Origin of the sequence: Lacunisphaera limnophila (assembly GCF_001746835.1) — a bacterium.
Taxonomy (GTDB): domain Bacteria; phylum Verrucomicrobiota; class Verrucomicrobiia; order Opitutales; family Opitutaceae; genus Lacunisphaera; species Lacunisphaera limnophila.
The window spans coordinates 3,281,364-3,307,493 of record NZ_CP016094.1 but is presented as its reverse complement, the minus strand read 5'-3'; the positions used below and the strand labels follow the sequence as shown (position 1 = coordinate 3,307,493).

The following is a 26,130-nucleotide window of genomic DNA, read 5'->3' as shown; positions in this document are numbered from 1 at the left end:
CGAACCTCCGGAGTTTAATTTTCGCCCTTTGCCTCTCGATTGGAACCTGTCTGTCCCTGGCTGCGGCCGATGATATGCCGGCCAACGCGGAGCCCCTCTCCCTGGCCCGCGCGATCGAACTGGCCCTCGCCAAGAACTTTTCCATCCAGGTCGAGGGCTACGATGCCGCCATCGCCTCCGCGCGCGTGACCGAGTCGCTCGGCAAATTCGACCCGGTCCTCAGCGGGGCCTATACCACCAGCGGCAATCGGAACCCGTTGCTCACCTTCGATCCCACCTCCGGTGATCGCAACACGACCTACGACACCGCCGATTCGTACGACGTCGGCGTCAGCGGACTCCTTCCCTGGGGCCTGACCTACCGGCTCGGCGCCAGCACCACCAACGCCCGCGGGACCTTCAACGGTTACGCCGACAACTACGACTCCTTCGCCGGCTTCTCCGGTACCCAACCGCTGCTGCGCGACTTTGGTTTCGGCCCGACCCTCGCCTCGATCCGCATCGCACGCACCAACCGCGCCATCAGCGAATGGCAATACCGCCAGACCGTCATCGATGTCATCACCGGCGTCACCTACGCCTACCACGACCTCAACTTCGCCTACGCCGCCCTGCGCACCGCCACCCGCTCCCGCGATCTCGCCGCCGGCCTGCTCGACGAGAACGAGAAGCGCTTCAAGGTCGGCTCCATGTCCGAGTACGACGTCACCGCCGCCCGCTCCCGCGTGGCCGGCCGCGAGGAGGATCTCCTCTCCGCCGAGCGCCAGGTGCGCAACGCCGAGAACTTCCTGAAACAGCTCATCTCGGACGACCGCACCCCCGCCCTGCTGGGCCGCCGCCTCGCCCTGGAGCCGCCCGCCCCGGCGCCGATCGTCGTGGTGGACGCCGCCGCCGACTTCCGCGTCGCGCTGGAAAAGCGCCCCGACTACCAGCAGGCGAAGCTCTCGCTCAGGCGCAGCGACCTCAACTCCCGCCTCCAGCGCAATCAGCTCCTCCCCCGCGTGGACCTCGTCGGCAGCTACGGGTACAACGGCCTCGACGCCGACCGTTCCGCCAGCCGCCGGCAGGTCGAGGACAAGGACTACCGCAGTTACAGCTGGGGCGTGGTCGTTTCCGTCCCGCTCACCTTCACGACCGAACGCGGCCGCTACCGCGCCGCCAAACTCCAGCAGCGCCAGGCCGCGACCTCGCTTGAGCAGGTGGAGCAGGCCATCGTCGTCTCCGTCGGCAACGCCGCCGGCCAGATCGAGACCGCCCAGAAACGCATCTCGGCCAACCGCGAAGCGCGTGAACTCGCCCAAGCCACCCTCGACGCCGAGGTGAAGCGCCTGCGCGTCGGCCAGAGCAGCACCTTCTTCGTCGCCCAGCAACAGGAGCTCCTTTCCATCGCCGAGGTCCGCGAGGCCGCCGCGATGTCCGACTACCACAAAGCCCTCGCCGAATACGACCGCCAGCTCGGCCTCACCCTCGAGAAGCTCAACGTCACGCTGGATACGCCAAAGTAACGGGGCTAGGCGTGTAGGGCGGGATTTTCAAATCCCCCTTGCCCGACAACTCCATCACAGCCGAGGCGGGATTCGGCGATCCCGCCCTACAACTCACAATGGCCGGATCTTGATATTCCGAAACGACGCGTTCTTGCCCGACAACACGATGCGACCCTCGCGGTGCATGCCATAGGCCCGGACATCCTTGAACCGGCTCGCGGCCACCGCAGCGCGCCAGGCAGCCGTGTCGACCATGTAGGTCAGCACCCGCTCCCCATCCACCCAGTGCTCCACCTGGTTGCCGTAGACGGTCACCTTGCTGCGATGCCAGAGTCCGGGCTGCGGGGTGATCGTGCGCCAAAGTTCGGTGAGCCCGCCGTTGCCGCCCATGCCGGTCCCGCCGGCCAGCTCTACGAGCAGGCCCGATTCCTCGGGCATCGCGCGATCCTCGTCGGCCCGCAGGTAGACCTCGCACACGCCGCCCTCGTCGGCCTTCCAATCAAAGAGCAGTTCGAAATCCTTGAATTCCTCCTCCGACACCAGCGCCGGTCCGCCAGTCGAGGTCAGCCAGCCGTCAAGCACCGTCCAGTTTTTCGGCACCCGGTTCTGCCCGTAGCCGCGCCAGTCGGCGAGCGAGCCGCCATCAAAGAGAAAACGCCAGCCCTGGGACCGCTCGACCGCCGTGATCTTCGGTTTTTCCTGCGCGACCGCTGTCGCGCCCAGTAGGGCGCAGGCCGCGAGCAACAGCCGGGGGTAGTTCATGCGAGGAATATGTTCGCCCTATCCTGCCCGGTCAATGCCTGGCTGTAGGGCGGGATCGCCGAATCCCGCCTAGGTTCGATCACAATGCCACAGGCGAGGCGGGATTCGGCGATCCCGCCCTACAACCCCCACCCTCAGCCCGGCAGCTCGGCCGCCCACTTGAACACCAGCACTGACAGGCCCGGCAGCGTCAGGCTGAGCGATTGCTCGAAGCCATCCGCCGGGATCGTCGACGCCGTGCGGCCGCCATGGTTGCCGAAGCCCGCGCCGCCGTAGTAGGCGGAATTGGTGTTGAGCACCTCGCGCCAGTAGCCGCGGTGCGGCACGCCGACGTGATGCCGCGTCCGGGTGAGCGGCGTGAAATTGCAGACCACGAGCCAAGCCGTGCGGCCGGAGGGATCCGTGCGCAGGAAGCTGATCGTGCTGTGGTCGCCGTCGCTGGCGTTCACCCAGCGGAAGCTTTCCGGCCGGTAATCCGTCGTGCTCAGCACGGGTTCGCTGGTGTAGAGCCGGTTGAGGTCGCGCACCAGCACCCGCAGGCCCTCGTGCTCGGGGTGCTGCAACAACTGCCACTCCAGGCCGGTGTCGTAGTTCCACTCGGAGCGCTGGCCGAACTCGCTGCCCATGAAGAGGAGCTTCTTGCCCGGGTACATCCAGACGTAGCCGTACAGGGCGCGCAGCGTCGCGGCCTTGTCCGCCAGCGTGCCGGCGCCCATCTTGCCCAGCATCGAGGCCTTCAGGTGCACGACCTCGTCGTGGGAATACACCGTGATGAACTTCTCCGAATACTGGTAGATCATCCCGAAGGTCAGCTTGTCGTGCGACCACTTCCGGTGGATCGGGTCCTTCTGGAAATAGAGCAGCGTGTCGTGCATCAGCCCCATGTTCCACTTGTAGTCGAAGCCCAGGCCGCCCTCGGCCGTGGGATGGCTGACCTTGGCGAACGCGGTGGACTCCTCGGCGATCGTCAGCGCGCCCGGATAATAATGGTGCACGAGGTCGTTCACCTGGCGCAGGAAGCTGATGGCCTCGATGTTCTCGCGGCCGCCGTAGCGGTTCGGGATCCACTCGCCCTCCTTGCGGGAGTAGTCGAGGTACAGCATCGAGGCGACGGCGTCGACGCGCAGGCCGTCGATGTGGTAGCGGTCGAGCCACGAGAGCGCGCTCGCGATCAGGAAACAGCGTACCTCGTGCCGGCCGTAGTTGAAGATGAGCGTGCCCCAGTCCTGGTGCGCCCCCAGCCGCGGATCCGCGTGCTCGTAGAGGTGCGTGCCGTCAAACTCCGCCAGGGCGAAGGCGTCGCGCGGGAAATGCGCCGGCACCCAGTCCACGATCACGCCGAGGCCCCGCTGGTGCAGGTGGTCGACGAAAAACTGGAAATCCTCCGGCGTGCCCCAGCGGTGCGTGGGCGCGAAGTAACCGGTGACCTGGTAACCCCATGAGCCGGGGAACGGAAACTCCGCCACCGGCATGACCTCGATGTGCGTGAAGCCCATCTCCACCGCGTAGTCCGCCAATAACGGCGCGAGTTCGCGGTAATTGTAGGCGCGGCCCGCTTCGTCGAGGTTGCGCTTCCACGAGCCGACATGGATCTCGTAGATCGACATCGGCCGGTCGGCCTGCCCGGCCAGGGCGGCGCGGCGGGCGATCCAGTCCCCGTCACCCCACTGGTGGCGGTTGGTGGCGTGCACGATCGCGGCGTTGTTCGGCGGGCCCTCAAAGCGCGTGCCATACGGGTCGGTCTTGAGCCGCATGTTGCCCTGCTGGTCCCAGATCGCGAACTTGTAGAGTTCGCCCTCGCCGACGTCGGGGGCGAAGAGCTCCCACACGCCCGAGCCGCCCAGCGGGCGCATCGGGTGATAACGCGCATCCCAGCCGTTGAAATTGCCCACCAGGGACACCCGCGACGCTGCCGGCGCCCAGACCGCGAAAGCTGTGCCCGGCACATCGCCCAGCTTCCGGGGATGCGCGCCCAGCTTCTCGTAGATGCGGTGCTCGTTGCCTTCGTTGAAGAGATACAGGTCCTGCTCCGACAGCGTCGGCAGGAAAGAATAGGCGTTGTAGATCTGGTGGATGTCACCCCAGGTTGTCTCGTAGCGCAGTTGGTGACGGAAAATCTTCTTCCCCGGGATAAACACCTCGAAGAAGCCCTCGTCCGCCAGTCGCTCCATCGGCCAGGCCGGCTGCCCGGGGGCATCCAGCTCGATCACGGAGCAACGCGCGACGTCGCGCCGGAAGGCGCGCACGATCACGCCGGCCTTCCGTTTGACCTTCGCCGGGTGCATCCCCAGCCACCCGTGGGGGTTGGCCTGATGATTGTGGAGGAACGCTTTGAGTTCTGTTTCCGGAATGATCACGGGGTAGGACATTACACTGACCCGATCCCCCCCCGCGTCTAGCCGAAAGGAGCGCAGGACAAAATCTGCGGAGCTTCAGTCCACCAGTCCCGACACCCGGCTCGGCGACACTTTCGAGCACGGCTTCCCGGGGACTGCCCGGCGGCGAACACTTTCCCTTTTTCTGTGTCTTTGTGGGGCCGCGCGACCGGAAAATTGTCCTGCCTTCGCTCCCGGAAATCTCATTGCACCAGCCCGCCCCCGCCGCCACTTCCATTCCATGCCATCCGTCCGCGCCGTCCACCGCCTGCTCCTCCTCGGGACCACCCTGTTCCTAGGTGCGGCCGCCGCGTTCGGGCAGGCCGCGCAACCCGACCTGACCGGCCGGGATTTCACCTTCGACGCAACGACCCAGGAAGCCGTGTTCACCGGTGACGCCCGGCTCACCTACCCCGGGGTCGTGCTCACCGCCGACGAGATTCGTTTCAACACCGGCACCCGCACCGCGACCGCCCGCGGCCATCTCGTCCTCACCGCCAACTCCCGGCGGCTCGTGGCCGATGAGGGCACCTACAACACCACCACCGGCCAGATCTCCGCGCGCAACCTCCGCGTCGGCCAGTTCCCGGTCTATGTGACGGGCGAGACGGTCGAGGGAACGTTCGACGCCCTCGTCTTCACCAACGCCACCGTATTCTTCCGCGAGGACGCCGCCTACACCCCGGCCATCACCGCCTCGCGCCTGACCTACACCAAGGACCGCATCGTCAGCGCCGACGGTCTCGGCGTCGGCCTGCGCGGCCGCCAGATCTTCAGCCTGCCCCGCTTTGAGCACTCGCTCGACACCGACTTCCTTTCCTACGTCACCGCCCAGGTCGGCTACCGCGGACGCCTCGGGGTCTTCGCCGAATTGGGCTTCGACCTGCCCGTGGCCGAGGGCGTGAAACTCGGCGCCGATGTCGGCCTCTATTCCGCCCGCGGGGTCATGATCGGGCCGGCCGGCAGCTACCGGCACAACGACGCGGACGGCACGCTCCGCGGCTTCTTTCGCTCCGGTTACATCAACGACAGCGGCGCCCGCCGCACCGACGTACTCGGCCGGCCCGTGCCCCGCGACCGCGAGTTCCTCACCTGGGAACACCGCCAGACCGTCGGGGAACACTTCACCCTCGACGGCACCTTCAATTACTGGAGCGACTCCGAGGTGCTGCGCGATTTCCGCGGCAAGGAATTCCGCCGCATCCAGGAGCCCGACTCCTTCCTCGAGGCCGCCTACACCACGGACAACACTTCCCTCAGCCTTTTCGGTCGCTTCCACCCCAACCGCTACCACCGCGTCCAGGAACGCCTGCCCGAGTTTCGTTTCGACCTCCTGCCCTCGCCCGCCGCCCTCGGCGTGATCCAGCGCCTGAACGCCAGTGCGGCGGTGCTCGAATCCGACGCCTTCGGCACCGACCCGGCGCTGCGCACGTCGCGTTTGGACGCGTATTACGGCCTGGCCCGGCCCATCGCCCCGACGCCCTGGTTCACCTTCACTCCGGTCGCCGGTGCCCGCGTGACCCACTACACCGACGCCCTAGGCGCCCGCCGCGACTACACCCGCTCCCTGGGCGAGGTCGGCTTCGACTCCCGCCTGCTCGCCAGCCGCACCTTCGACTACGACAACGCGATCTGGGAAATCAACGGCCTGCGCCACCTCGTTGAGCCCCGCCTCTCCTACCGCTACGCCCCCGAGGCCGCCCGCGGCCGGGCCTACATCCCGCCCATCGACCGCCGCGCCTTCTCCACCTACCTGCAGCCGCTCTCGATCGCCGACTCCCGGTTCATCGACGATCTGTCCGCGCTGAACACCGCCCGTCTCTCCCTCGGCAACGTGCTGCAGACCCGCGACGCCGCGTACGGCTCGCGCAACCTCGCGGCCCTGACCTTTGCCGCCGACTACGCCCTCGACCCGGCGCCGGGGGTCCGGAGCTTGTCCGACGTGCACACCGAACTCGCGCTCACGCCGGCCCCGTGGCTGCGCTTCGAGGCCTACCACCGGCTCAATCCCCACCAGCCGAGCACCCAGGAATTGAACACGGGCATTGTGCTGATGGACCAGGAGTGGTGGTCACTGCGCCTCAGCACGCATTTCCTGAAATCCAACTACGAGGAATACCTGGTCACCTACCGCCGTCGCCTCAACGAAACCTTCGACGTGGAGGCTCTCTGGCGCTACGATGCCCGCAACAGCCGCCTGAACGAGCAAAGCTACGGCGTGTGGCACCGCATCGGCCAGACCTGGGCGGCGAAATACGAGGTCTCCTTCTACGACGGCCCCCGCCGGGAAAGCTCCTTCTCCCTCAGCGTCGAGGTCGAGCTGCTGAAATTCTGAGATCCGTTTTGAACCACAGAGACACAGAGGACACGGCGGGCTACGTGAGCTCCGCGACCATTTCCCGGCCTTGCTCTGTGTCCTCCGTGTCTCTGTGGTTCAATTAATCCCATGCATCCCGGTATCGCGGCCAACCAGCAGCGCCTGTTCCTCGCCTTCGTCGCCGAGCTGCGTCCCCATGTTCGCCGCGACAGCGCCCTGCCCCGGCGGATCAAGGAACTCCTCGCCCGCCAGCGCGCCATCGGCTCCCGCGACCGCAAGCTCTACCGCGAGCTCATCTACACCTGGCTCCGCTTCCTGCCGTGGACTGATCCGCTCCTCGATTCCGATCCGGTCACGGCGGCCAAGGTCATCGCCTGGCTCGCGCCCGAGCTGAAACCCACGTCGCCCTACCGCGCCGCCTTCTGCGCCGACTGGCCCGCCGTCCCGGCCACGCTCGCCGAGAAAGCCGAATTCTTAACCTCTCAGGTTTCAGGTCTGAAGTTTCAGGTCTCTGAGTTGCTTCCTTCCTGGTTCGCTGACCACTGCCCCGCCGCCTTCACGTCGCCCCACCTCGACGCCCTCAACGCCCGCGCCAATGTCTGGGTGCGCCTCCAGTGCATCGACCGCAACCTCGTGTTCGACGAGTTCCGCGGCAAGCAGTGGACTTGGGAAACCGCCCCTGATTTCCCTGACGCCCTCTGCCTGCCGCCCAACGCCGAGGTCGCCAACACCGATGCCTACCGCCGCGGTTTCATCGAGATCCAGGACCTCGGCTCGCAACTCGTGCTCGCCACCGCGCCCATCCCGCCCGGCGGCCGCTGGCTCGATGCCTGCGCCGGCGCCGGCGGCAAGAGCCTGCAACTCGCCCGCCTGCTCGGCGACCACGGCCATGTCGACGCCACCGACATCCGCCTGGAAATCCTCGAGGAACTCCGCGACCGCGCCCAGCGTGCCCGCCTGACGAATGTCCGGATTACGAACAGCCCCGATGCTGCCTACGATGGCGTTCTGGTCGACGCCCCCTGCTCCGGCTCCGGCACCTGGCGCCGCCAGCCGCACCTCAAGTGGTACGTGAAGCCCGAGACCATCGCCTCGTTCACCCGGACCCAGCTCGAGATCCTCACCACCCAGGCCCCGCGCGTGAAGCCCGGCGGACTCCTGATCTACGCCACCTGCTCGATGAGCCGCCACGAGAACCACGACGTGGTCGCCGCGTTCCTCCAGGCCCAACCGGATTTCAAGCCCGAGCCCGCGGCCGACACCCACGGCGGTACCTTCGACGGCCTCGGCACCACCCTGCTCCCCGGCACCCGCAACACCGACGGCTTCTACGCCGCCACGCTCCGGCGCTCAACGTAACCCCTCCGATATGGACGCAAAGCCCGCCAGCGAGCCCGCCAAGCCCCCACGTCAGTGCTACTGCGCCTCGCTCGACGCCGATTTCCGACAGAAGCAACACATCCCCGTCGGCTATTGCGGCATCTGCGAGCGCTGCGGCCAGCCGGGCCACACCCAACACTTCCCCGGTCCGCTGCCCTACACCGGCGCGTGGTGTGACCGCTGCGTGAAGATCGTTGCCCTGACCTGGCCCCTGAAGCACCCCGCTTTTTGGACGGTGCTTTTCATGGCGGTCGTCGCGGGGCTCACCTACTACTTCAAGAAATGACCACCCCTCCCGCTTCCGCTCGCCCCCGCCAGGTCTGCGTCCTCGGCAGCGCCGAACCCGGTTCCCCGGCGTATGACTTGGCCGCTTCCGCCGGCGAGCTCATCGCACGACTCGGCCTCACGCTCGTCAGCGGCTGCGGCAGCCCGGCTACTCGCGTGGCCGCCGAGCGCGCCCTCGCGGCCGGCGGCACGGTGGTCAGCATCGTGCCCTCCGACGACATCGGCCTCAAGGACTGGCCCTGCACCGTGTTGATCCCTTGCGGCATGGGCGACGCCCGCAACCTGCTGATGGCCCTGGCCGGCGACGCCTGTCTCGTGATCGGCGGCCGCGCCGGCACGAAATCCGAGGTCTGCCTCGCCTGGCTCCACCGTCGCCCGCTCCTCCCTCTCACCGGCTGCGGCGGCTGGTCGGACCGCCTCGATCAGGACCCGCCCGACGAGCGCGGCAACTCCCCCATCCTGCCCTGGAATTCTGTCGCCACCCTCGAAAGCCAGCTCCGGGCGCTCGGCTTGGTGACGCAGTAGAAAATTTCATCTCCTTCTGGAGCGTGGGCGACCCCGCCCCATCGGCCAGCGCGTCGCGGACTGATTCACCCCTCCCGAACCCCGCGCTTGCGAACCCGCGCCGGGCCGATTGGCTGACCGGATGCCCCGCATCCCCCTGGAGGACAATTTCACCGACGTCATCGGCAAGGCCCAACGCGGCCACCAACTCACCGACGACGCCCTCGCCCAGAAGGCCGGCATCCCCCTGGCCGATGTGCAGGCCGTCAAGGGCGGCGAGATCCGCGAACCAGCCCTCCGCGCCATTGCCAAGGCCCTGAATCTCGGACGCGACAGCCTCCTCGCCCACGCCCGGCGCGAGTGGTATCCCGAGCAGCCCATCTTCCCGCGCGGATTCGTCATGTTCAACACCCCGCACGAGGACATGACCGTGAACTCCTATCTCGTCTGGGACGTCAAAACCCGCCACGCCGCCGCCTTCGACACCGGGGCCAGCGCCGTGTCGATGCTCGACACGATCGCCGCCGAGAACCTGAAACTCCGCTACATCTTCCTCACCCATACCCACGAGGACCACGTGGCCGACCTCCCCCGCCTCGCCGCGACCGGTGCCGAGGTCTGGGCCAGCGAACTCGAGCCCGCCCCCCATCCCGGCGCGAAAACTTTCCAGGAAAACGCCCATTTCCACCTCGGCGAAATCTCCATCAAGACCCTGCTCACCTGGGGCCATTCGCCGGGCCAGACCAGCTACTACGTGACCGGCCTCGCCTGGCCGCTCGCCATCGTCGGCGACTCGCTCTTTGCCAGCTCGATGGGCGGCGGACAGGTCTCGTACGAGGCGCAGCTCCGCAACAACAAGCAGAAGCTCTTCAAGCTCCCGCTCGACACCGTCTTCGCCTGCGGCCACGGCCCGCTCACCACGATCAAGCAGGAGAAGAAGCACAACCCCTTCTTCGCGGGATGAAAATCCAGGCAGAGGTTGTGGCCACAAGAAGTCACAAAAAGTTCCGGCGGGAATCAATGCCTCGAGGCGCCTATGGGCGCACGGACGACACCTCGCTGCGACAACAGACCTTTTTGCGACTTTTCGGGGCTAAAATTCCGGAGGCTTGGGCGGCATGACTGAGCCTGCCCACGATCCCTATGCCGCGCTGCGCCACGCCGGCTACCGCCGATTCCTGACCGGCAATTTCTTGGCCAACCTCGGCCGCCAGGCGCTTGGCGTTGCCGCGGCCTGGCAGATCTACCAGTGGACGAACTCCGCCACGGCCCTCGGGCTCGTCGGCCTAATGAACGTCGTCCCGCTCATCGCCTTCGTGCTCCCCGCCGGCGCGCTGGCCGACCGGTATGACCGGCGCCTGATCCTCACCCGGGGCGCGGCCGCCTCCGCCCTGCTCTCGCTCGCCCTCGCCGCCGTCTCGATCTGGCACGACCAGATCCCCGCCCTCCCGGTCTTGGAAACGGCCAACGGCCTCCTGCGCCAGATCGCGCTCGTCTTCGAACGCCACGTCGACCCGGCCAGCCTGCGCTTCGACGACCCGGCGCTGCCGCTGCTCTATCTCATTATTTTGATGCAAGCCGTGGTCCGCGTGCTCGCCGGCCCTTCACGGGCCTCGCTGGTGCCGCTGCTCATCCCCACCAAGGCCCTCAGCAACGCCATCAACTGGAACGCCAGCGCCTTCGAGCTTTCCACCGTGATCGGTCCGGCGCTCGGCGGCCTTGTCGTCGCGCTCTGGGGCTACTCCGTGGTCTACCTGTTCGACGTGCTGGCCTCCTTCTCCCTCGTGGTCCTGCTCATCGGCGTGCGCCCGGCCGTCCAGCCCCGCAGCACCGCCGCCGCCGCGCAGGGCGCCCTCGCCGGCGTCGGCTTCATGTGGCGCAACCCGAACATCCTCGCGGCCATGTCGCTCGATCTCTTCGCCGTGATCCTCGGCGGCGTCACCGCGCTCCTCCCGATCTACGCCGACAAAATCCTGCACGTCGGCCCCGCCGGGCTCGGCTGGCTGCGCGCCGCCCCCGCCGCCGGGGCCATCGCCATGGCCATGTTCACCGCCCACCGGCCCTCGGCGCGTCGGCCCGGTCTCCTCATGCTCTGGTCCGTGGCGGGCTTCGGCGCCTCACTCAGCCTCTTCAGCCTCTCCACCGTGTTCTGGCTCTCGCTCGTCGCCCTGTTCTTCAGCGGCTGCTTCGACAACTACAGCGTGGTCGTGCGGCACTCCCTCGTGCAGCTGATGACCCCCGACGCCCTCCGCGGCCGCGTCACGGCGGTGAACCAGCTGTTCGTCGGCTCCTCCAACGAGATCTCCGCCCTCCGCGCCGGCCTGACCGCCGCGCTCTTCGGCCCGGTCGTCGCCGCCGGCATCGGCGGCCTCGGCACGATCGCCGTGACCGCCCTCATCGCCTGGCTCGCCCCGACCCTGAAAAACGTCCCGCCCCTCCACCAGATCCAAACGATCCCGGACGAGGATGAGCGGCCACTATAAACAGGCATGCAGGCGTTGGCCTCGTGATCGCCCCTGATTGCCCGCCTTCGTCCCGTGTTCGCGGCACTTCGGCGCGGCCCTTACCGGCTTCCGCATCCGGGCTGGCCTGCCAGCCGAAGCCACTCAGGCCATTTCGCCGGAAAAATTTGCTCCTTTTGCCAAACCTGTGAAAGGCCCCTTCGTTCTCGATCTGCTCGGCGAAGGCTGGAGGTGCGGGGCGGAATCGAAAGTCGATTTCGCGTCCATAAAGTAGGTCTCTCAGAGGGAAGCCATGGTTGGCGAAAGTGAAAAAAGAGGGGGTTTTAGCCACGTTTTATCTACGGCCACGGAGCAAACCGGACAGCCTCTCCGAGGCTGTGGACGGCAATGCCACGGTCTGTGCCGATGGTCCAATGGAGCGGCTCGCTTGAGTTTTCATCATGCCCGGTATTCAGGACCAGCGTTTCCATAGCGGGCCATTTGTGCCAATAGACCAACGGAGAATGCACGTGGCCCGATAGAACGAGCCGCGGCATGTGCAACATGTCGAGGACCGCTGGATCCCCGAAATCCTGACCCCTCTTGGCCACCGCCGTGGCCGAGCCCGCAGGCGGAGCGTGCGTCACCAGCACATCGACCCGCTGATTGAGGTCGAGGCTGCTAAGCCAACCATGCAGGTGGAATCTAAGCCCGCCGAAGACGACGGTGTCGCCGTCTGCGCCTACAACACGACTTCTTCCAGACCGTAGGTTCTGATCCACCGGCCCTCCGCCATAGCGTCTATCCTGGCGCCATAAGCTGTAATTGGGGTCACGACTAAGCTACCATACCACTCCTAAGAGGCAGGTTATTTTGAAATTCATCGTATTTAATCCTATATTTCGCGGTTGATGCGTTGTTATAAACTTCCCCGCAGTTGAAGACCTCACACTTTCGAAATTTGTGTTCAATGAGTTGGACGATTGTGAAGGTCCTGAAAACGGCATAGAAGTCTTTGCATAAAGAAAAGACGTGCCTGCTCACGGCGCCGTCGGTGCAGCCAGTATGCGACCAAACACCAGGCGCACGGGCCCGGTCAAACCGGCCAACCGCCGCGGCGCATCCGCCACCGGACCGTTGATCGACCAGGTGCGCCTCTGGGTTGCAGGCAGACCGGCCTCGTAGGCGAGCCGGTTGAACCAAGTGTTGGTCACATGAACCTTCAGCCGGTTCTCTCCGGCCCGCAGCGCAGCGCTGACATCGAGCTGGTGCGGCGCAGTCCAAGCGAGCGGCAAAATTTGACCGTTGAGTTCCACCTCCGCAATCTCACTCACCCTGCCGAGGTCGAGCCACGCCCGTTCGTTGCCCGCTAGCGAGGATACGGTGAAGTTGGTGGAGTACACCGCCGTGCCGGAAAACGCCGCGATCGCCGGATTCGCGTGGGCAGACCAGGGTTGCACGCCGTCCGCGAGATTCAGCTCGCTCGGCGCGTCCCACCCACTGGGAAACTGCAACTTCCAGCCAGCGTTCAGGACCTGTGCGGCGCGCACCTCGACACGCTCACTGATCGGCTCCCAGCCGCGGCCGCGCATCGTGTAGTTTCCATCACGCCATGCCACGAGTTTTCCTCCCAGCCCTGCCGGCGTCACCGTCAGGTCCGGCCACGGCTGCGGTATCCAAGGTTGTTCCTCCGCACCGGGTTGGAGGCCCTGCACCGGAAAGGGTACACCGGCCTCGGTGCGCGTGGCATCCATCCCATCCAGTAAAACCGTGCCATCCCGCTCGACCTGCTGCCACGCCACGGGCGCGGTCTCCGCCCGAAACCGCACAAACACGGAGCCCGCCGCCGGCAGATCGAGCGGCACTGAGGTGACGCCGCCCACCCTGGCGAAAACCGGCACCGGATGAATCTGGCCGGTCACGGCATCCCACAGCTCGGGTCGACCGGTGGCGCGGAAGCGCACGTTGGCGCGCAGCGGCGTCGCCCGATCGGCCGCGACGAAATAGATGTTCTCGCCGTCGACGCGCCGGTGCGTCCACTCGGTCGCACGCACGCCGGCGACGTCGGGCCCGCAGTCAATCTCCCCCAGCATGGTTTCGAGCGACACCCCCCAACGCAGCCGCCCCCGCCCGAGCAAAGCCTCGCCGCTGGGGCTTGGGACGTTCCCCCAAAGCGCGGACACCAACTGATCGAATGCCGCATCCGCGGCGGGTCCACCGGAAAGGTCTACGCGCTGCTGCGGCCTTTCCGCCAGCACGACCGCCCCGGCCTCCAGCATGCCACGCAGCCGCTGCAGCGTCGGCACGGTGAGTCGCCGCGCCGAATCCTGCGGCAGCCACAGCAGGCGCCAGCTCACGCCTTCCGGTGTTGTCAGCCGGCCCGCCTCATCCACCGAGATGCGGCGCAGCAGCGCATCCTGGTTGCACAGGTCGAACTTGTATCCACTCGGATAAGGCGTGTCGGCGCGTGGCTCCTGATCGAGATCATCACCGACATACCACAGCACATCGGCCACCGGCACGCCCTGTTGTAACATCGCCTGGCAGCGCGCCAGGTAGGTCGTGAACGCCGGCATGTGCTGCCACCAGGTCTGACCACGAATGAAGGGTGAACCGATGCGCGAGCCGAAGGAGGTGCCTGGCACGAGGTCGAGCCGCGGGTTGTGGGTGTAGGTGTGCAACACCAGGTGATTCACCCCGGCAGCGAAGGCGCGGTCCGCGGATGCCTTGAACTGAAAGGGGTGCTCGCTGTAATCGAGCAAGATGTTCGTGAACGCCTCGGCCGCGATCACGGGCTTGCCGTAGATGTGACCGGCTGAGACCGCGAGGGAGAACGGCTTGGCCTCCAGACCGCCCCAGTGGGGGTCGTTGGGCCGCCAGAATTCACACATCGGCACGTCGGCCGCCTGATAATACTCCAGCAGGTCGCCCGGCGTCACGTCGCCCGTCGCCGCCTCGAAGAACAGGCGCAGACCGCGCTCACGGGCCAGTTCGGCGAGCCGTCCGAAATAGTTGGCGACGAGCAGGTCGCTGATGGTCGCCCGCCAGTCCCGCAAAAAGCGCTCGGTGGTTAGCGGATCATCGATCACCCAGCCGGCCAGTGCCGGCAGCCAGCGGCGCAGCGCATACTCCCGCCGGGTGGCAAACTCGGCTTCCATCGCGGGCGTCCACGTCTGCGTGTAACATTCCCAGCTGTCGATGAGCATGCCCTGCAACCGGCCGCCATCGACCGGACCGCCCGGCGCCGAGACCCGGCCTATGTAGCCGGCAAAATGCTGCTCGGCCCCCAGCGGTGAAAGTTTGTCGCACTCCCACCCGGTCGCCTCAGGCGGTGCGGGCGTGTTGGTCACGCCGGTGTTGACGTGGCCGTAGCGCACGACGGTCCAACGCCCCTCCCGCGGCCGCCAGTCGAGCGTCCCGTCGGGACGCAGATGCTCGCTCAGGTCGAGCACGTCCGCCCCGCGCACCCACGCCGCCGGGCTCTGCCGCGGCGGGCCGCTACGGTCGAGGCTGCGCAACACGAACCCGGCCTGCCCCGCCCAGTCCTGCAGCCGTGCAGCGGTCGATAGACGCAGGTAAAGGAGCGCGAGTGGCTTGCGGTTATGGAAGACGAAACGATAAACGCGCGCCGGTTGCTCGTCCAACGCCAGCACCCAGGCGTTTTCCTGCGGTGGCCGATCCTGCCAGTTGCCCCGCGGCACCTCGCGGTCGGCCACGGTGCGCCAGGTGGGCGCGCCCTCCGCGGACTCGACCAACGCGCGCACTTGGATGCGGGCGCTGGGATCAAAATTACGCCGCATCGCGAAGCGCTCGATTCCCGGAAAACCGGCGCTGCGCAGCACCAGCGGCCCGGCGAACTCGACCTCGACCCACACCGGGTCCACACCAGCCGGTTCGATGCGCAGGTCCGGCACCTCCTCCGATCCAGCCCAGAGTTTCGCCCAAGGAAGATCCGGCCGATTGCTGCGGATCGCCACCGGCGCGACATTGCCTCCGGTATCGCCTTCGGGCGTCGGAAAGGCCAGCACGGCCACGTCGCGATAGTCCCGCCACTCCTCTTTGCTGGGTTGCGGCACGGGCAGGCGCAACGCCTCGACGCTTTCCGCACCGACATCCACCCGGCTCCACACAAGGTGGCGCATGGCGCGGTCAGGCGTGATCCACGGCCCGCCCGACATCGCCCATCCCGGACAGTTCTGCATGGTGAAGCGCAACCCGGCCCGCTTCGCCTCGTCGGCCACGTGCTCGAGCATGCCGTCCCAGGAGGGACTCAGTGTCTGGATCTGCGGTGTCACTCCCGGCCAGACCCCGCCCGCGCCGTGAAACAGCTGGATGCCCGCCAAGCCGGCCGCCGCCACGGCGTCAATGTCCGCGGTGAGACCCTCGCGCGACACGTTGCCGCCGATCAGATGGAACCAAGTCTCCGGAAATACGGCCCGCGGTGGAGCCGCGAACGTCGCGGTATCCATCGCGCGCTCCTCTGCCGGAAAAAGCACCGCAGTCGCGGAGATAGACGCGAACAGGATAAGGAATCGGTAGAATCGCATGAAACGGTGGGGCTGGTGCGGCTGGTGGGGTATTGTCGGCGATGCTAGCGGACTGGTCGCCCACACCGCCATGGGAATTTGCACGATGGATGTCGTTTTGCGTTTGCGACCAAGCCTACTGCATCAGGCCGCGTCGGCCACTTTCCGGCCGCCACGAGAGTATCGGATCGGCCGATCCACCGCCATGGGGTTCGCCCGCGTTGGTCGGTCCAGGAAAGGATCGCAAGCATGATGAGGGGCCGTATCCGCGAGGGGACTCAGTGCCCGGTGCCGGCGCCGATGTAGTTGCCGTAGCCGATGACGATGGTGGACAGCACCAGACCGCGAGCCCGAGGAAGAGAAGCCGCTTGGCCTTGGCACTGAGTCCTTCCACTCCCCCAGCATCAGGGCCCAGATCGAGCTGAAGATGATGATTGAGGCCAAGTGTAAAGGAAGAGCGCGGAGATGTGCGGGTGTCCACGCAGTAGCAGGTGTCGCCGCGGCTGCCGCGGCGGGTGAGGCGATAACGGGTCTTCATGGTTGAATTCACAACCACGACGATAGTCGAAAACGGTTCCGCCGTGTTAGCGGGTAGCGGGCGAGTTACTTCCCGTTAGCCCAAATTCTCTAGGAGTAGAAGATTTGGTGTCCGTTTTGGTGTCCGTTTCCATCTTTTCGCGCCTCCCGCCTTTGCAAGTATCGAATTTGCAGGCCTGAAAGGGAATGGAGGTGCGGGGCGGAATCGAACCGCCGAATAGAGCTTTTGCAGAGCTCGGCCTTACCACTTGGCTACCGCACCGGACCGAAACGAGCGCGGAACTTGGGACAGTTTTTCACGTTCCGCAAGAACTGAAATTCGGGCCCCTGCAAAGACCGAAACCAGTGAACCACAAAGACACGGAGGCACCAAGGTCGGATCAAATCCCCTCCTTTGTAACTTTGTGCCTCTGTGGTTCAAATCCATGGCGAAAGGCGGAAAAAGGTTTCCGCATTCAGGCTAGACTCGCCCCCACCCTTGCCGATTAATCGCCCCCATGGCCTGTACTGTTTTCACCATCGCCAACCAGAAGGGCGGCGTCGGCAAGACCACCACGGCGGTCAACCTCGCCGCGGCCCTCGCGGAACAGAAGATCCACACCCTCGTCGTGGACCTCGACCCCCAGGCCAACGCCACCAGCGCCCTCGGCATCGAAAAAACCGAGGGCAAGAGCCTCTACGGCCCCCTCCGCGGCGAGGGCAGCGCCTTCGAGATGCTCACGCCCACGGCCTGGCCCCACCTCGCCCTCATCCCCTCCGAGGTCGACCTCGCCGCCATCGAGATCGAGTTGGCCCAGCAACCCAACTACCTCATGCGCCTGCGCTCGGTCCTCGACCCGCTGCGCAACTCCGGCGGCTACCGCGCCATCATCATCGATTGCCCGCCCGCCCTCGGGATGCTCTCGATGAACTCCCTCGCCGCCGCCGACCACCTCCTCATTGCCCTGCAGTGCGAATACATGGCCCTCGAGGGCCTCGGCCAGATCCTCAAGGTCGTCGACCGCCTCAAGACCGCCGGCATCAACCCCACGCTCGACGTCGGCGGCATCGTCATGACCATGTTTGACAGCCGCACCAACCTCTCCCGCCAGGTCGTGGAGGAGGTCCGCCAGCACCTGTCCAGCAAGCTGTTCGAGACCGTGATCCCGCGCACCGTGCGCCTCAGCGAGGCCCCGAGCTTCGGCAAACCCATCCTCTCCTACGACCCCCACGGCCCCGGCGCCACCGCCTACCGCGCCCTCGGCAAGGAAATCGCCGCACGCTTCAAGTTGACGGAGAACGGCGCCTGACCGGAGCGAGCATCGAGTAGCGGGGAGTGAGCAGCCGGAAGTTGCCATCCCCCACCCGCTGGCTACTCACTACTCGCTACCCGCTACCCACTACTGTCCGATGCTCGCCACCCTCAACAAATACCGCGCCGCCTTCTCCGTCGGCCTGCAAAGCAACCTGGTCTACCGGGTGAACTTCGCCATCCGCGGCTTCTTCTCGTTTTTCCACCTGATCGTGGTGTTCATCCTCTGGTCCGCCGCCTACAGCGGCAACGCCAGCATCGGTGGCTTCAACTTCGCCCAGACCTTCACCTACTTCGTCGCCCTGATCGTGGTGCAGTTCATGATCGGCGCCTTCAACGAGGACTACCAGATCAGCGAGGACATCCGCAACGGCCTGATCAACCAGTTCCTGCTCAAGCCGGTCAACTACTTCGCCTACCGCTTCAGCCTCTACCTGTCCGCCCGCCTCGTCACCGGCGGGCTCATCCTGCTTCCCCTGATCGTGACCTATCCGCTGCTGCAGGATTACCTCGTGCTGCCGACCGACGGCTGGCGCCTGGCCATCGGCCTGCCCGCGCTGGTCATGTCGGCCCTCATCCAGTTCGGTATCGCCTACTGCTTCGGCCTGCTGAGCTTCTGGTTTCTGGAAATCCAGGGGCTCGTCATCCTCTCCATGGCCCTGGAATCCGTCCTCGGTGGTCAGATCTTCCCGCTCGACCTGATGCCGGAGTGGCTCTTCCGGATCTCCCAGTACCTGCCGTACTACTACCAGATGTATTTCCCCGTCGCGATCTTCACCGGCCGCCTAAACGACCCGGCGATGGCCCTCCAGGGCCTGGCCATCCAGGCGGCCTGGGTCGTGCTCATCCTCGGCCTCGGCCAGCTCCTCTGGCGCCGCGGCCTCCGCCTGCACACCGCCGTGGGCGGCTGAGCAAAGTAAGAAGTAAGAATTAGGAATTAAGAAACGACCCAATACCAATCCCTGGTCTGCCCCCCCCTGATCCCTTTCTTCCTTCTTAATTCTTAATTCATCCTTTTCCGATGAACCACTACTTCCGCCTCTGGCTCACCTCCGCGCGCTACTGCATCATGCGGACGCTGATGTTCCGCGCGGACTTCTTCATCTGGGCCTTGGTCGAGCTGTTCTGGATGGCGGTGAACCTCCTCATGGTGTCCGTCATCTACCAGCACACCGACACCGTCGCCGGCTGGACCAAATACCAGATGATGCTGCTCGTCGGCACCTCCCTGCTAATCCAGCGCTTCCTGATGGGTTTCTTCTGGAGCAGCATCTTCGAGATGGGCCGCAACATCCGCAGCGGCCACTTCGACTTCTTCCTCGCCCAACCCGGCAACGTCATGTTCATGGCCACGACGCGCAAGATCGATCCCGACAGCATGATCAACTCCCTCGTGGCCCTGTCGGTTGTCATCTACGCGGCGCGGCAACTCGGTCTGGATCCCTCCGCCACCGATCTCGCGCTTTACGCCCTCCTCGTGGTCTGCGGCGTCATCATTCACTACAGCATGCTCGTGCTCTGCATCACCCCCGCCTTCTGGATCACCAGCGCGCAGGGCATCGAAGGCAGCTACTTCACCCTCAGCGAGTTTTCCCGCCTGCCCCGGCAGGCCTTCCGCGGCGCGGCCAACATCGCCTTTGTCTGGATCCTGCCCGTCGTGATCGTGAGCAACGCCCCGGCCAGCATCCTCCTCCACGGCTTTGACGCCGGGATCGTCGGTTGGGTGCTGGCCATCACCGTCTTGTGGTTCGGTCTCGCCGTGTTTGTCTTCCAGCGCGGGCTCCGCCGGTACTCGAGCGCAAGTTCCTGAATCGGTCCCGTCGGGTCCGGCTAACGCCAAGAGCCAAACGTCAAAATGCCAAACCACCGTCCGACCCTGGCGTTTTCTGTTTGTTTGGCGTTTGGGAATGGGCCTTTGTGATCTCACTTTCGTGGCCAAAACAGATCCCAGTCCCGGCGAATTGGAAAAGCGGCTTGGTTACCGCTTCGTGAATCCGGCCTTGTTGCTGGAGGCGCTGACCCATGGCTCGTACCTGCAGGACGACCCCGCCGCCGGCCCGCACAACCAGCGCCTCGAGTTCCTCGGCGACTCCGTGCTGCAGTTCGTGCTGACCGACGCGCTCTACCGCGAGTACCCCACCGAACGCGAAGGCGTCCTGAGCCGCCGGCGCGCCGTGCTGTCCAAGGGCGGCTTCCTCACCCAGATGGCGCGGGACCTGGGCATCGACGCCGGCCTGCGCCTCAACAAGAGCGAGGAGGATGCCGGCGGCCGCAACCGCGCCTCGATTCTCGAGGACGCCTTCGAGGCCGTCGTCGGCGCCATCTATCTCGACAGCGACCTCGCCACGATCCGGCAGTTGCTGCTGACCTGGTACGGGCCCCTGCCCGCCCGGCTGGCGGTGTCCGAGGACGCCGAGAACCCCAAGGGCAGCTTGCAGGAACTCGTGCAGCCCGTGCACGGCAACAGCGCCCTCCGTTATGCGGTCAGCGCCACCACCGGCCCGCGCCACGCGCGCGTCTACGAGGTCGAAGTCTTCCTCCACGATCGCAAGATCGGCACCGGCGGTGGCTCCTCCAAGAAGGTCGCCGAGGAAGCCGCGGCCCGCGTCGCCCTGGCCACCCTCCGCGCTGACCCAGCCTGAGGGATTGCGCTTTGGGGCGAAATGCCCTTCGTAGCGCGTTCCCCGATGGGTTCCAGCCCCACGCCGTCCGATCGCAGGATCAAACTCACCGGAATTTGTCCGGCAGCGCACCCCCATGCCCTCGCGGAACTGCTCCGCCAACACCCCGCCCCCGTCTGGCTGCTGGTACACGAGGAAGCCGCGCGCTCGGATACCCTCGCCGAGGACATCGCCCTGTTCCACGCCGCCCACGGGTCCGCGGCCCCCTTGGAGATTCTCACTTTTCCCGAAGCCCAGGTCGAGCAGCGGGAACTTCGCGAATCCTTCAACGCCGCCAGCGACCGCCTCGCCGTCCTGAGCAAGCTCCGCGGTCTGGGTCCGTCCTCCGTCGCCGGCCCTCCGTCTTCTGCCCTGCTCGTCCTCGCCACCCCGGCCGCCCTGGTCCAACCCGTGCCGCCGCCCGAGGATTTTGCCTCCCGCGAAACCACGCTGCAACGCGGGGAAACGCGCCCCTTCCCCGCGCTGCTCGAATTGCTGCGCACCTTTGATTACGACAGCGAGGCCGTCTGCGAGGCCCCCGGCCAGTACGCCGTGCGCGGTGGCATCGTCGACGTCTACCCGATCACGGCCCACCAGCCCTACCGCCTGGATTTCTTCGGCGACACGCTGGAGGAGATCAAGACCCTCGACCCGGTCACGCAACGTTCCGGCGAGGCGGTCGCCACCATCACGCTGACGGCCGCCCCGCGGCATGACCTCGGCGGCTCCGCCTCGACGCTGCTCGCCTACCTCGGTCCCACCACGCACACCGCCATCCTAGAGCCCAAGGCCATCGAAGAACTCTTCGACCTCTCCCCCGGTGGCGCGCAGCCACCCGACGCGCTGGCCGGGGTGGCGCCGGGCGGCGGCACTCCCGCCTTCCTCCCACAACTCGCCGCTTCTTCCGCCCGGCTCTTCGGCCTCAGCGACCTCGATCTGGCCAGCGACCTCTTCGACGGCACCGCGCAGGAGGAGACCTGGGACACGGAATCCCTTTCCCACCACCGCTCCTACCCCGAGGAGCGTCAGCTCGCGCACGAACGCCTGCAGGCCGAGGACGGCGCCCGCCGCCAGTTCCTCGAACAGGTCGCCACGTGGCAGCGCGAGGGCTACGCGGTCGACTTCGTGATCGCCAAGGAAGGTGAGGAACAGCGCGTGCGCGAACTGCTGGAGGAGGACAAGGAACTCAAAAACCTAAAACCCCGCTACCTGCGCGGCGCGCTGGGCGAGGGCTTCCGCATCACGTTCCGGAACAACGCTGGGACCGAACTTGCGCGTGACAAAGCGACCGAAGTCGGGAGCAAGCTCGCTCCCACAAATCAGCCCAAAGGCGTCGTCGTCGTCTCCGAAACCGAGATCTTCGGCCGCCGCCGCCAGCGACGCTCCACCCCGAAGCGCGCCATCGCCGCGCAATCGGCCGTGGACCAGCTGCTCGATTTCTCCGAACTGGTGGAAGGCGACTTCGTGGTGCACTTGCAGCACGGCATCGCCCAGTTCCGCGGCCTCACCCGGCTGGAGACCGCCGATGGCGTCCGCGAGGTCATCTCCCTCGAGTTCGACGACCAGGTCACGCTGCACGTGCCGCTGCCGGAATCCCACCTGATCAGCCGCTACGTCGGCCTGTCGAAGGCCAAGCCGCAGCTCGGCCGCGTGGGCTCCGGCCGCTGGGAAAAGGCGCGGCAGGCCGCCGAGCGCGCCACCCTCGACCTCGCCGCCGAACTCCTCGCCATCCAGGCCAAACGCGAGGCGCAGCCCGGCCACGCCTTCGCCGAGGACAATGTCTGGCAGCGCGAATTCGAGGCCGCCTTCCCATTCACCGAGACGCCCGACCAGCTCAAGGCCATCGTGGCCGTGAAGGCCGACATGGAGCGCACGCGCCCGATGGACCGCCTGGTCTGCGGCGACGTGGGCTTCGGCAAGACCGAGGTCGCGATCCGCGCCGCCTTCAAGGCCGTGATGGGCGGCCGGCAGGTCGCCGTGCTCGTGCCCACCACCGTGCTGGCCCAGCAGCACCTGAACAGTTTCCGCGAGCGCATGGCCGGTTACCCGGTGGCCATCGAGATGCTCAGCCGCTTCCGCACCCGCAAGGAACAGGCCGACATCGTCGCCGCCCTCGCCGCCGGCAAGATCGACATCCTCGTCGGCACCCACCGCCTGGTGCAACCCGATGTGCAGTTCCGCGACCTCGGCTTGGTCATCATCGACGAGGAGCAGCGCTTCGGCGTGAAGCACAAGGAGGTCTTCAAGCGCTGGCGCGCCCACGTCGACATGATGGCCATGAGCGCGACCCCGATCCCGCGCACGCTCTACCTGGCCCTCACCGGCGCCCGCGACCTCAGCACGATCGAGACCGCCCCCACCAACCGCCTGCCCATCCAGACCATCGTCAAAAGCTATGACGAAAAGCTGGTGGTCGAGGCCATCCGCCACGAGATCCGCCGCGGCGGCCAGGTGTTCTACCTGCACAACCGCGTCCAGACGATCGACACCGTCGCCGGCCGCCTGCGCACCCTCCTGCCCGGGCTCACCATCGGCGTCGGCCACGGCCAGATGGGCGCCGAGGGCCTCGAGCGCATGATGACCGATTTCGTCGCCGGCACCTATCAAGTGCTCGTCTGCACCACGATCATCGAGAGCGGCCTCGACATTCCGAACTGCAACACCCTCATCATCGAGGGAGCGGACCGCTTCGGCCTGTCCCAGCTCTACCAGCTCCGCGGCCGCGTCGGCCGGTTCAAGCACCAGGCCTACGCCTACCTCCTCCTGCACCGGCACGCCCGCGTCCTGGACATCGCCCGCCAGCGCCTGACGGCCATCCGCCAGCACAACCAGCTCGGCGCGGGCTTCCGCATCGCCATGCGCGACCTTGAGCTGCGCGGCGCCGGCAACCTGCTGGGCGCGGAGCAGAGCGGCCACATCGTCGGCATCGGCTTCGAACTCTATTGCCAGTTGCTGCGCCAGAGCGTGGCCCGCCTGAAGGGCGAGAAACACGCCGCCCACGTCCGCGCCAACGTGAAGCTCGACTTCGTGTTCGTCGGCGAGGGCGCCGACACCGCCGCGCCGCGCGCCGAGGTCACCGGAACCTTCTCCGCCATGCGCCAAGCCGAGCGCATCGCGGGCGAGATCGACCGCATCCAGGCCCGCCTGCCCTCCGACTACATCGCCGAGACCCGCCTGCGCATCGATGTCTACCGCCGGCTGGCCCTGGCCGAGACCCCCAAGCAGGTGAAGGAACTCGAGCAGGAACTCCGCGACCGCTTCGGCCGCTTTGCCGAGCCGGTCCGGGCCCTCCTCCTCATCACCGAAATCCGCGTCCGGGCGGAACAAAAGGGCATCCTATCCGTCGAAACCGACGGCAACCGCCTGAAGTGCCTCCGCAATTCGGGCCGCCGCGATGATTTCATCCAACTGAGCAGCCGCTTTCCCCGCTTGACCGCCCCCACCCCCCTTGCAAGGTTGAAAGAAGTCATCACCTTCTTGCACAATCTCCCCGCTTCATGATGAGTCTCCGCCGTTTCCACACCCCGATCTGCAGCCTGCTGCTCGCCGCCAGCATGGTCGGACTGGCCCAGGCCCAGACCCCGGTGGACAACCTTAACTTGCGATACGCCAACGGGATAGTTGCTATTGCCGAGGAGAAGGTCATCACCGTCGACGACGTCCGCCGCGAAATCGGCCCCCTCGTCCCCGAGCTCCAGCGCCAGAGCCGCACCGAGCAGGAATTCAACGAGAAGCTCGAGGCCCTCCAGAACGACGTCATCCAGAACCTGATCGACCGCGTGCTGATCGTGAAGGAATTCTACAAGGACGAGAAGCGCCGCGTGCCCTCGAGCTACATCGACAACCAGCTGGCCGAGACGATCATCACCCAGTTCGAGAACGACCGCAGCAAGTACCTCGCCTACCTCCGTTCCCGCGGCATCTCCCAGAAGGAATACCGCCGCGAGCTGGAGGAGGACATGATCTACAATTTCATGCGCCAGCAGCAGTCGAAGTCCGGCAGCACCATCAGCCCGGTCCGCATCGAGGATTTCTACAACGAGAACAAGGAGCGCTTTTACCAGGAGGACAGCGTACAGCTGCGCCTCATCCAGATCGCCCGCGCCCCGGGAGAATCCGACGACGCCCTCCGCGCCAAGGCGGCCGCCGTGGTGGCCGAGCTCGATGCCGGCGCCGACTTCGGCGATGTCGCCCGCAAGTACAGCCAGGACTCGCGCAAGAGCCGCGGCGGCGACTGGGGCTGGCAGCGCCGCTCCGACCTCCGCAAGGAATTCAGCGACGTGATCTTCACCTTGGACAAGGGCAAACGCAGCGAACCCCTGCTCACGCCCGAGGGCGCCTTCCTCTTCCTCGCCGAGGACCGCAAGCACGCCGGCAACCTCCCGATCGACGAGGTCCGTCCGGAAATCGAGCGCGCGCTCGTCCAGCAAGGTTCCCGCCGCGCCACCGAGCGCTGGCTGGAAAAGCTCCGACGCAACGCGTACGTGAAGCACTTCTAAGTGCACCGCCCGTGGGCCAGCGGGTGATTATCACCCCGGCCCATGAGTCCCGATCCCGCCTACCCCGCCCCGCGTCTCGCGGACCTCGCGGTCAGCGAACGTCCCCAGGAACGTCTGGAAAAGCACGGCCCGGGCGCCCTGAGCGACGCCGAACTCCTCGCCATGCTCCTACGCAGCGGCCAGAAGGGACAGAGCGTCCTCAGCATGAGCCGCCAGCTCATCACCGAGGCGGGGTCGCTGGCCGGCCTCCTGCGCTGGCGCGAGGCCGACTACCGCCGCATCCGGGGCATCGGCCGGATCAAGGCCCTGCAGCTGATCACGGTCATGGAAATCGCCCGCCGGGTGTTGTCCACCGGCGAGCCCAATCCCGTGCTGAACCGGCCCGAGCTGATCCACGCCCATTTTCTGCCCCAGTGCACCGGCCTGGCCGTGGAGAAATTCTGGGTCCTGTGCCTGAATCGCAAGAACCGCCTCATCCGCCAGGTCGAGCTCACCTCCGGCACCGCGACCAGCTCGCTCGCCCATCCCCGCGAGGTCTTCCGCGAGGCCGTCCACCACGGCGCCACCGCCGTCGTCTGCGTCCACAACCACCCGAGTGGCGACCCCGCCCCCAGCGCCGCCGACGTGCAGGTCACCCGCCAGCTGCGCGAGGCCGCCCGGGCCCTCGATATCGAGCTCCTCGACCACGTGATCATCGGCCAGGCCCCCACCGACCCGCTCGGCCGCGGCTACTACAGCTTCCGGGAATCCGGGGTTATTTAAGCCGGCCGACCCTCTCCCGCGGATGACGCGAATGGACGCAGATTGAGCCAACCCTTCATCCGCGAGAATCCGCGATATCCGCGGAGATTCCTGCTTTCAGGATTTGGAAAAAACCGCTTGGCAAAGCCCAAATCGCCCCCATACCTTCACCCTTCGTTCTTGTTGGTGGAGTATCCAAGTGGTCAAAGGACGTTGACTGTAAATCAATTCGGCTCTTGCCGTTCACTGGTTCGACTCCAGTCTCCACCACCACTTTACAAAAGTCCCGTCCCCTGAAAAGGGGGCGGGATTTTGTCTTTTCCAC

Annotated in this window: 17 protein-coding genes and 2 tRNA genes; 15 read left to right on the top strand and 4 right to left on the bottom strand. The window is 66.2% G+C overall.

The window, feature by feature from the left end:
• Positions 1–74: 74 nt before the first annotated feature.
• Positions 75–1,505 (top strand): TolC family protein, encoded by a 1,431-nt coding sequence (locus Verru16B_RS13800; protein WP_069962826.1) that lies wholly within the window; start codon positions 75–77, stop codon positions 1,503–1,505.
• A gap of 93 nt (positions 1,506–1,598) precedes the next feature.
• Here the strand turns inward: Verru16B_RS13800 and Verru16B_RS13795 are convergent, their stop codons facing one another.
• Together Verru16B_RS13795 and glgB are read right to left on the bottom strand one after the other, a co-directional pair.
• Positions 1,599–2,249, bottom strand: coding sequence for a 3-keto-disaccharide hydrolase (locus Verru16B_RS13795; protein WP_069962825.1), 651 nt, complete (start codon positions 2,247–2,249; stop codon positions 1,599–1,601).
• A gap of 134 nt (positions 2,250–2,383) precedes the next feature.
• Positions 2,384–4,618 carry a 1,4-alpha-glucan branching protein GlgB gene (glgB, locus tag Verru16B_RS13790; protein ID WP_069962824.1) on the bottom strand — a complete coding sequence of 745 codons (2,235 nt, stop codon included), beginning with the start codon at positions 4,616–4,618 and terminating at the stop codon, positions 2,384–2,386.
• 247 nt (positions 4,619–4,865) lie between these two features.
• Here glgB and Verru16B_RS13785 point away from each other — a divergent pair, with 247 nt between their 5' ends.
• The 6 genes from Verru16B_RS13785 (at position 4,866) to Verru16B_RS13760 (ending at position 11,593) form a co-directional block, all read left to right on the top strand.
• The gene (locus Verru16B_RS13785; protein WP_069962823.1) at positions 4,866–6,959 is read left to right on the top strand and encodes an LPS-assembly protein LptD; all 2,094 of its coding nucleotides are present in this window, start codon (positions 4,866–4,868) and stop codon (positions 6,957–6,959) included.
• A gap of 111 nt (positions 6,960–7,070) precedes the next feature.
• Positions 7,071–8,300 (top strand): RsmB/NOP family class I SAM-dependent RNA methyltransferase, encoded by a 1,230-nt coding sequence (locus Verru16B_RS13780; protein WP_069962822.1) that lies wholly within the window; start codon positions 7,071–7,073, stop codon positions 8,298–8,300.
• A gap of 10 nt (positions 8,301–8,310) precedes the next feature.
• Positions 8,311–8,607 carry a hypothetical protein gene (locus Verru16B_RS13775; protein WP_069962821.1) on the top strand — a complete coding sequence of 99 codons (297 nt, stop codon included), beginning with the start codon at positions 8,311–8,313 and terminating at the stop codon, positions 8,605–8,607.
• Complete coding sequence (locus Verru16B_RS13770) at positions 8,604–9,131, top strand: SLOG cluster 4 domain-containing protein (RefSeq protein ID WP_069962820.1); 528 nt, start codon at positions 8,604–8,606, stop codon at positions 9,129–9,131. Before Verru16B_RS13775 ends, Verru16B_RS13770 begins: the two co-directional genes overlap by 4 nt.
• Before the next feature lie 121 nt (positions 9,132–9,252).
• Positions 9,253–10,074: an MBL fold metallo-hydrolase gene (locus tag Verru16B_RS13765; RefSeq protein ID WP_069962819.1), complete on the top strand. Its 822-nt coding sequence runs from the start codon at positions 9,253–9,255 to the stop codon at positions 10,072–10,074.
• A 154-nt stretch (positions 10,075–10,228) separates the two neighbouring features.
• Positions 10,229–11,593 carry an MFS transporter gene (locus tag Verru16B_RS13760; RefSeq protein ID WP_069962818.1) on the top strand — a complete coding sequence of 455 codons (1,365 nt, stop codon included), beginning with the start codon at positions 10,229–10,231 and terminating at the stop codon, positions 11,591–11,593.
• 998 nt (positions 11,594–12,591) lie between these two features.
• Here the strand turns inward: Verru16B_RS13760 and Verru16B_RS13750 are convergent.
• Together Verru16B_RS13750 and Verru16B_RS13745 are read right to left on the bottom strand one after the other, a co-directional pair.
• The gene (locus Verru16B_RS13750) at positions 12,592–16,098 is read right to left on the bottom strand and encodes a glycosyl hydrolase (RefSeq protein ID WP_157772414.1); all 3,507 of its coding nucleotides are present in this window, start codon (positions 16,096–16,098) and stop codon (positions 12,592–12,594) included.
• A gap of 703 nt (positions 16,099–16,801) precedes the next feature.
• A tRNA-Cys gene (locus tag Verru16B_RS13745) sits at positions 16,802–16,876 on the bottom strand.
• Between the two features lie 235 nt (positions 16,877–17,111).
• On the opposite strand from Verru16B_RS13745, the gene Verru16B_RS13740 reads away from it, so the two are divergent.
• The 8 genes from Verru16B_RS13740 to Verru16B_RS13705 all read left to right on the top strand — a co-directional run bounded on the left by Verru16B_RS13740 (position 17,112) and on the right by Verru16B_RS13705 (position 26,078).
• On the top strand, positions 17,112–17,903 hold the full coding sequence (locus Verru16B_RS13740; RefSeq protein WP_069962815.1) for a ParA family protein: 792 nt from the start codon (positions 17,112–17,114) through the stop codon (positions 17,901–17,903).
• A gap of 100 nt (positions 17,904–18,003) precedes the next feature.
• Entirely contained in the window at positions 18,004–18,816 is an 813-nt protein-coding gene (locus tag Verru16B_RS13735) for an ABC transporter permease (RefSeq protein WP_069962814.1), read from the top strand.
• A 110-nt stretch (positions 18,817–18,926) separates the two neighbouring features.
• Positions 18,927–19,715 carry an ABC transporter permease gene (locus tag Verru16B_RS13730; RefSeq protein WP_069962813.1) on the top strand — a complete coding sequence of 263 codons (789 nt, stop codon included), beginning with the start codon at positions 18,927–18,929 and terminating at the stop codon, positions 19,713–19,715.
• Positions 19,716–19,836: 121 nt separating this feature from the next.
• Positions 19,837–20,547: a ribonuclease III gene (gene rnc, locus Verru16B_RS13725; protein WP_237023423.1), complete on the top strand. Its 711-nt coding sequence runs from the start codon at positions 19,837–19,839 to the stop codon at positions 20,545–20,547.
• A gap of 21 nt (positions 20,548–20,568) precedes the next feature.
• A complete protein-coding gene (gene mfd / locus Verru16B_RS13720; protein WP_237023422.1) occupies positions 20,569–24,066 on the top strand; it encodes a transcription-repair coupling factor in 3,498 nt (1,165 codons plus the stop codon).
• Positions 24,063–25,064, top strand: a complete 1,002-nt coding sequence (locus tag Verru16B_RS13715; RefSeq protein WP_237023421.1) for a peptidylprolyl isomerase — start codon at positions 24,063–24,065, stop codon at positions 25,062–25,064. The genes mfd and Verru16B_RS13715 overlap by 4 nt, the downstream gene beginning before the upstream one ends.
• A gap of 42 nt (positions 25,065–25,106) precedes the next feature.
• Positions 25,107–25,826 (top strand): RadC family protein, encoded by a 720-nt coding sequence (gene radC / locus Verru16B_RS13710; RefSeq protein ID WP_069962810.1) that lies wholly within the window; start codon positions 25,107–25,109, stop codon positions 25,824–25,826.
• 164 nt (positions 25,827–25,990) lie between these two features.
• A tRNA-Tyr gene (locus tag Verru16B_RS13705) sits at positions 25,991–26,078 on the top strand.
• Positions 26,079–26,130: the final 52 nt, after the last annotated feature.

Coding starts and splice junctions, on each gene's coding strand:
- Verru16B_RS13715 (WP_237023421.1), top strand. CDS start 24,063: ATGATGAGTCTCCGCCGTTTCCACACCCCGATCTGCAGCCTGCTGCTC.
- mfd (WP_237023422.1), top strand. CDS start 20,569: ATGCCCTTCGTAGCGCGTTCCCCGATGGGTTCCAGCCCCACGCCGTCC.
- Verru16B_RS13735 (WP_069962814.1), top strand. CDS start 18,004: ATGCTCGCCACCCTCAACAAATACCGCGCCGCCTTCTCCGTCGGCCTG.
- radC (WP_069962810.1), top strand. CDS start 25,107: ATGAGTCCCGATCCCGCCTACCCCGCCCCGCGTCTCGCGGACCTCGCG.
- Verru16B_RS13800 (WP_069962826.1), top strand. CDS start 75: ATGCCGGCCAACGCGGAGCCCCTCTCCCTGGCCCGCGCGATCGAACTG.
- Verru16B_RS13795 (WP_069962825.1), bottom strand. CDS start 2,249: ATGAACTACCCCCGGCTGTTGCTCGCGGCCTGCGCCCTACTGGGCGCG.
- glgB (WP_069962824.1), bottom strand. CDS start 4,618: ATGTCCTACCCCGTGATCATTCCGGAAACAGAACTCAAAGCGTTCCTC.
- Verru16B_RS13730 (WP_069962813.1), top strand. CDS start 18,927: ATGAACCACTACTTCCGCCTCTGGCTCACCTCCGCGCGCTACTGCATC.
- Verru16B_RS13770 (WP_069962820.1), top strand. CDS start 8,604: ATGACCACCCCTCCCGCTTCCGCTCGCCCCCGCCAGGTCTGCGTCCTC.
- Verru16B_RS13765 (WP_069962819.1), top strand. CDS start 9,253: ATGCCCCGCATCCCCCTGGAGGACAATTTCACCGACGTCATCGGCAAG.
- Verru16B_RS13740 (WP_069962815.1), top strand. CDS start 17,112: ATGGCCTGTACTGTTTTCACCATCGCCAACCAGAAGGGCGGCGTCGGC.
- Verru16B_RS13780 (WP_069962822.1), top strand. CDS start 7,071: ATGCATCCCGGTATCGCGGCCAACCAGCAGCGCCTGTTCCTCGCCTTC.
- Verru16B_RS13750 (WP_157772414.1), bottom strand. CDS start 16,098: ATGCGATTCTACCGATTCCTTATCCTGTTCGCGTCTATCTCCGCGACT.
- Verru16B_RS13775 (WP_069962821.1), top strand. CDS start 8,311: ATGGACGCAAAGCCCGCCAGCGAGCCCGCCAAGCCCCCACGTCAGTGC.
- Verru16B_RS13785 (WP_069962823.1), top strand. CDS start 4,866: ATGCCATCCGTCCGCGCCGTCCACCGCCTGCTCCTCCTCGGGACCACC.
- Verru16B_RS13760 (WP_069962818.1), top strand. CDS start 10,229: ATGACTGAGCCTGCCCACGATCCCTATGCCGCGCTGCGCCACGCCGGC.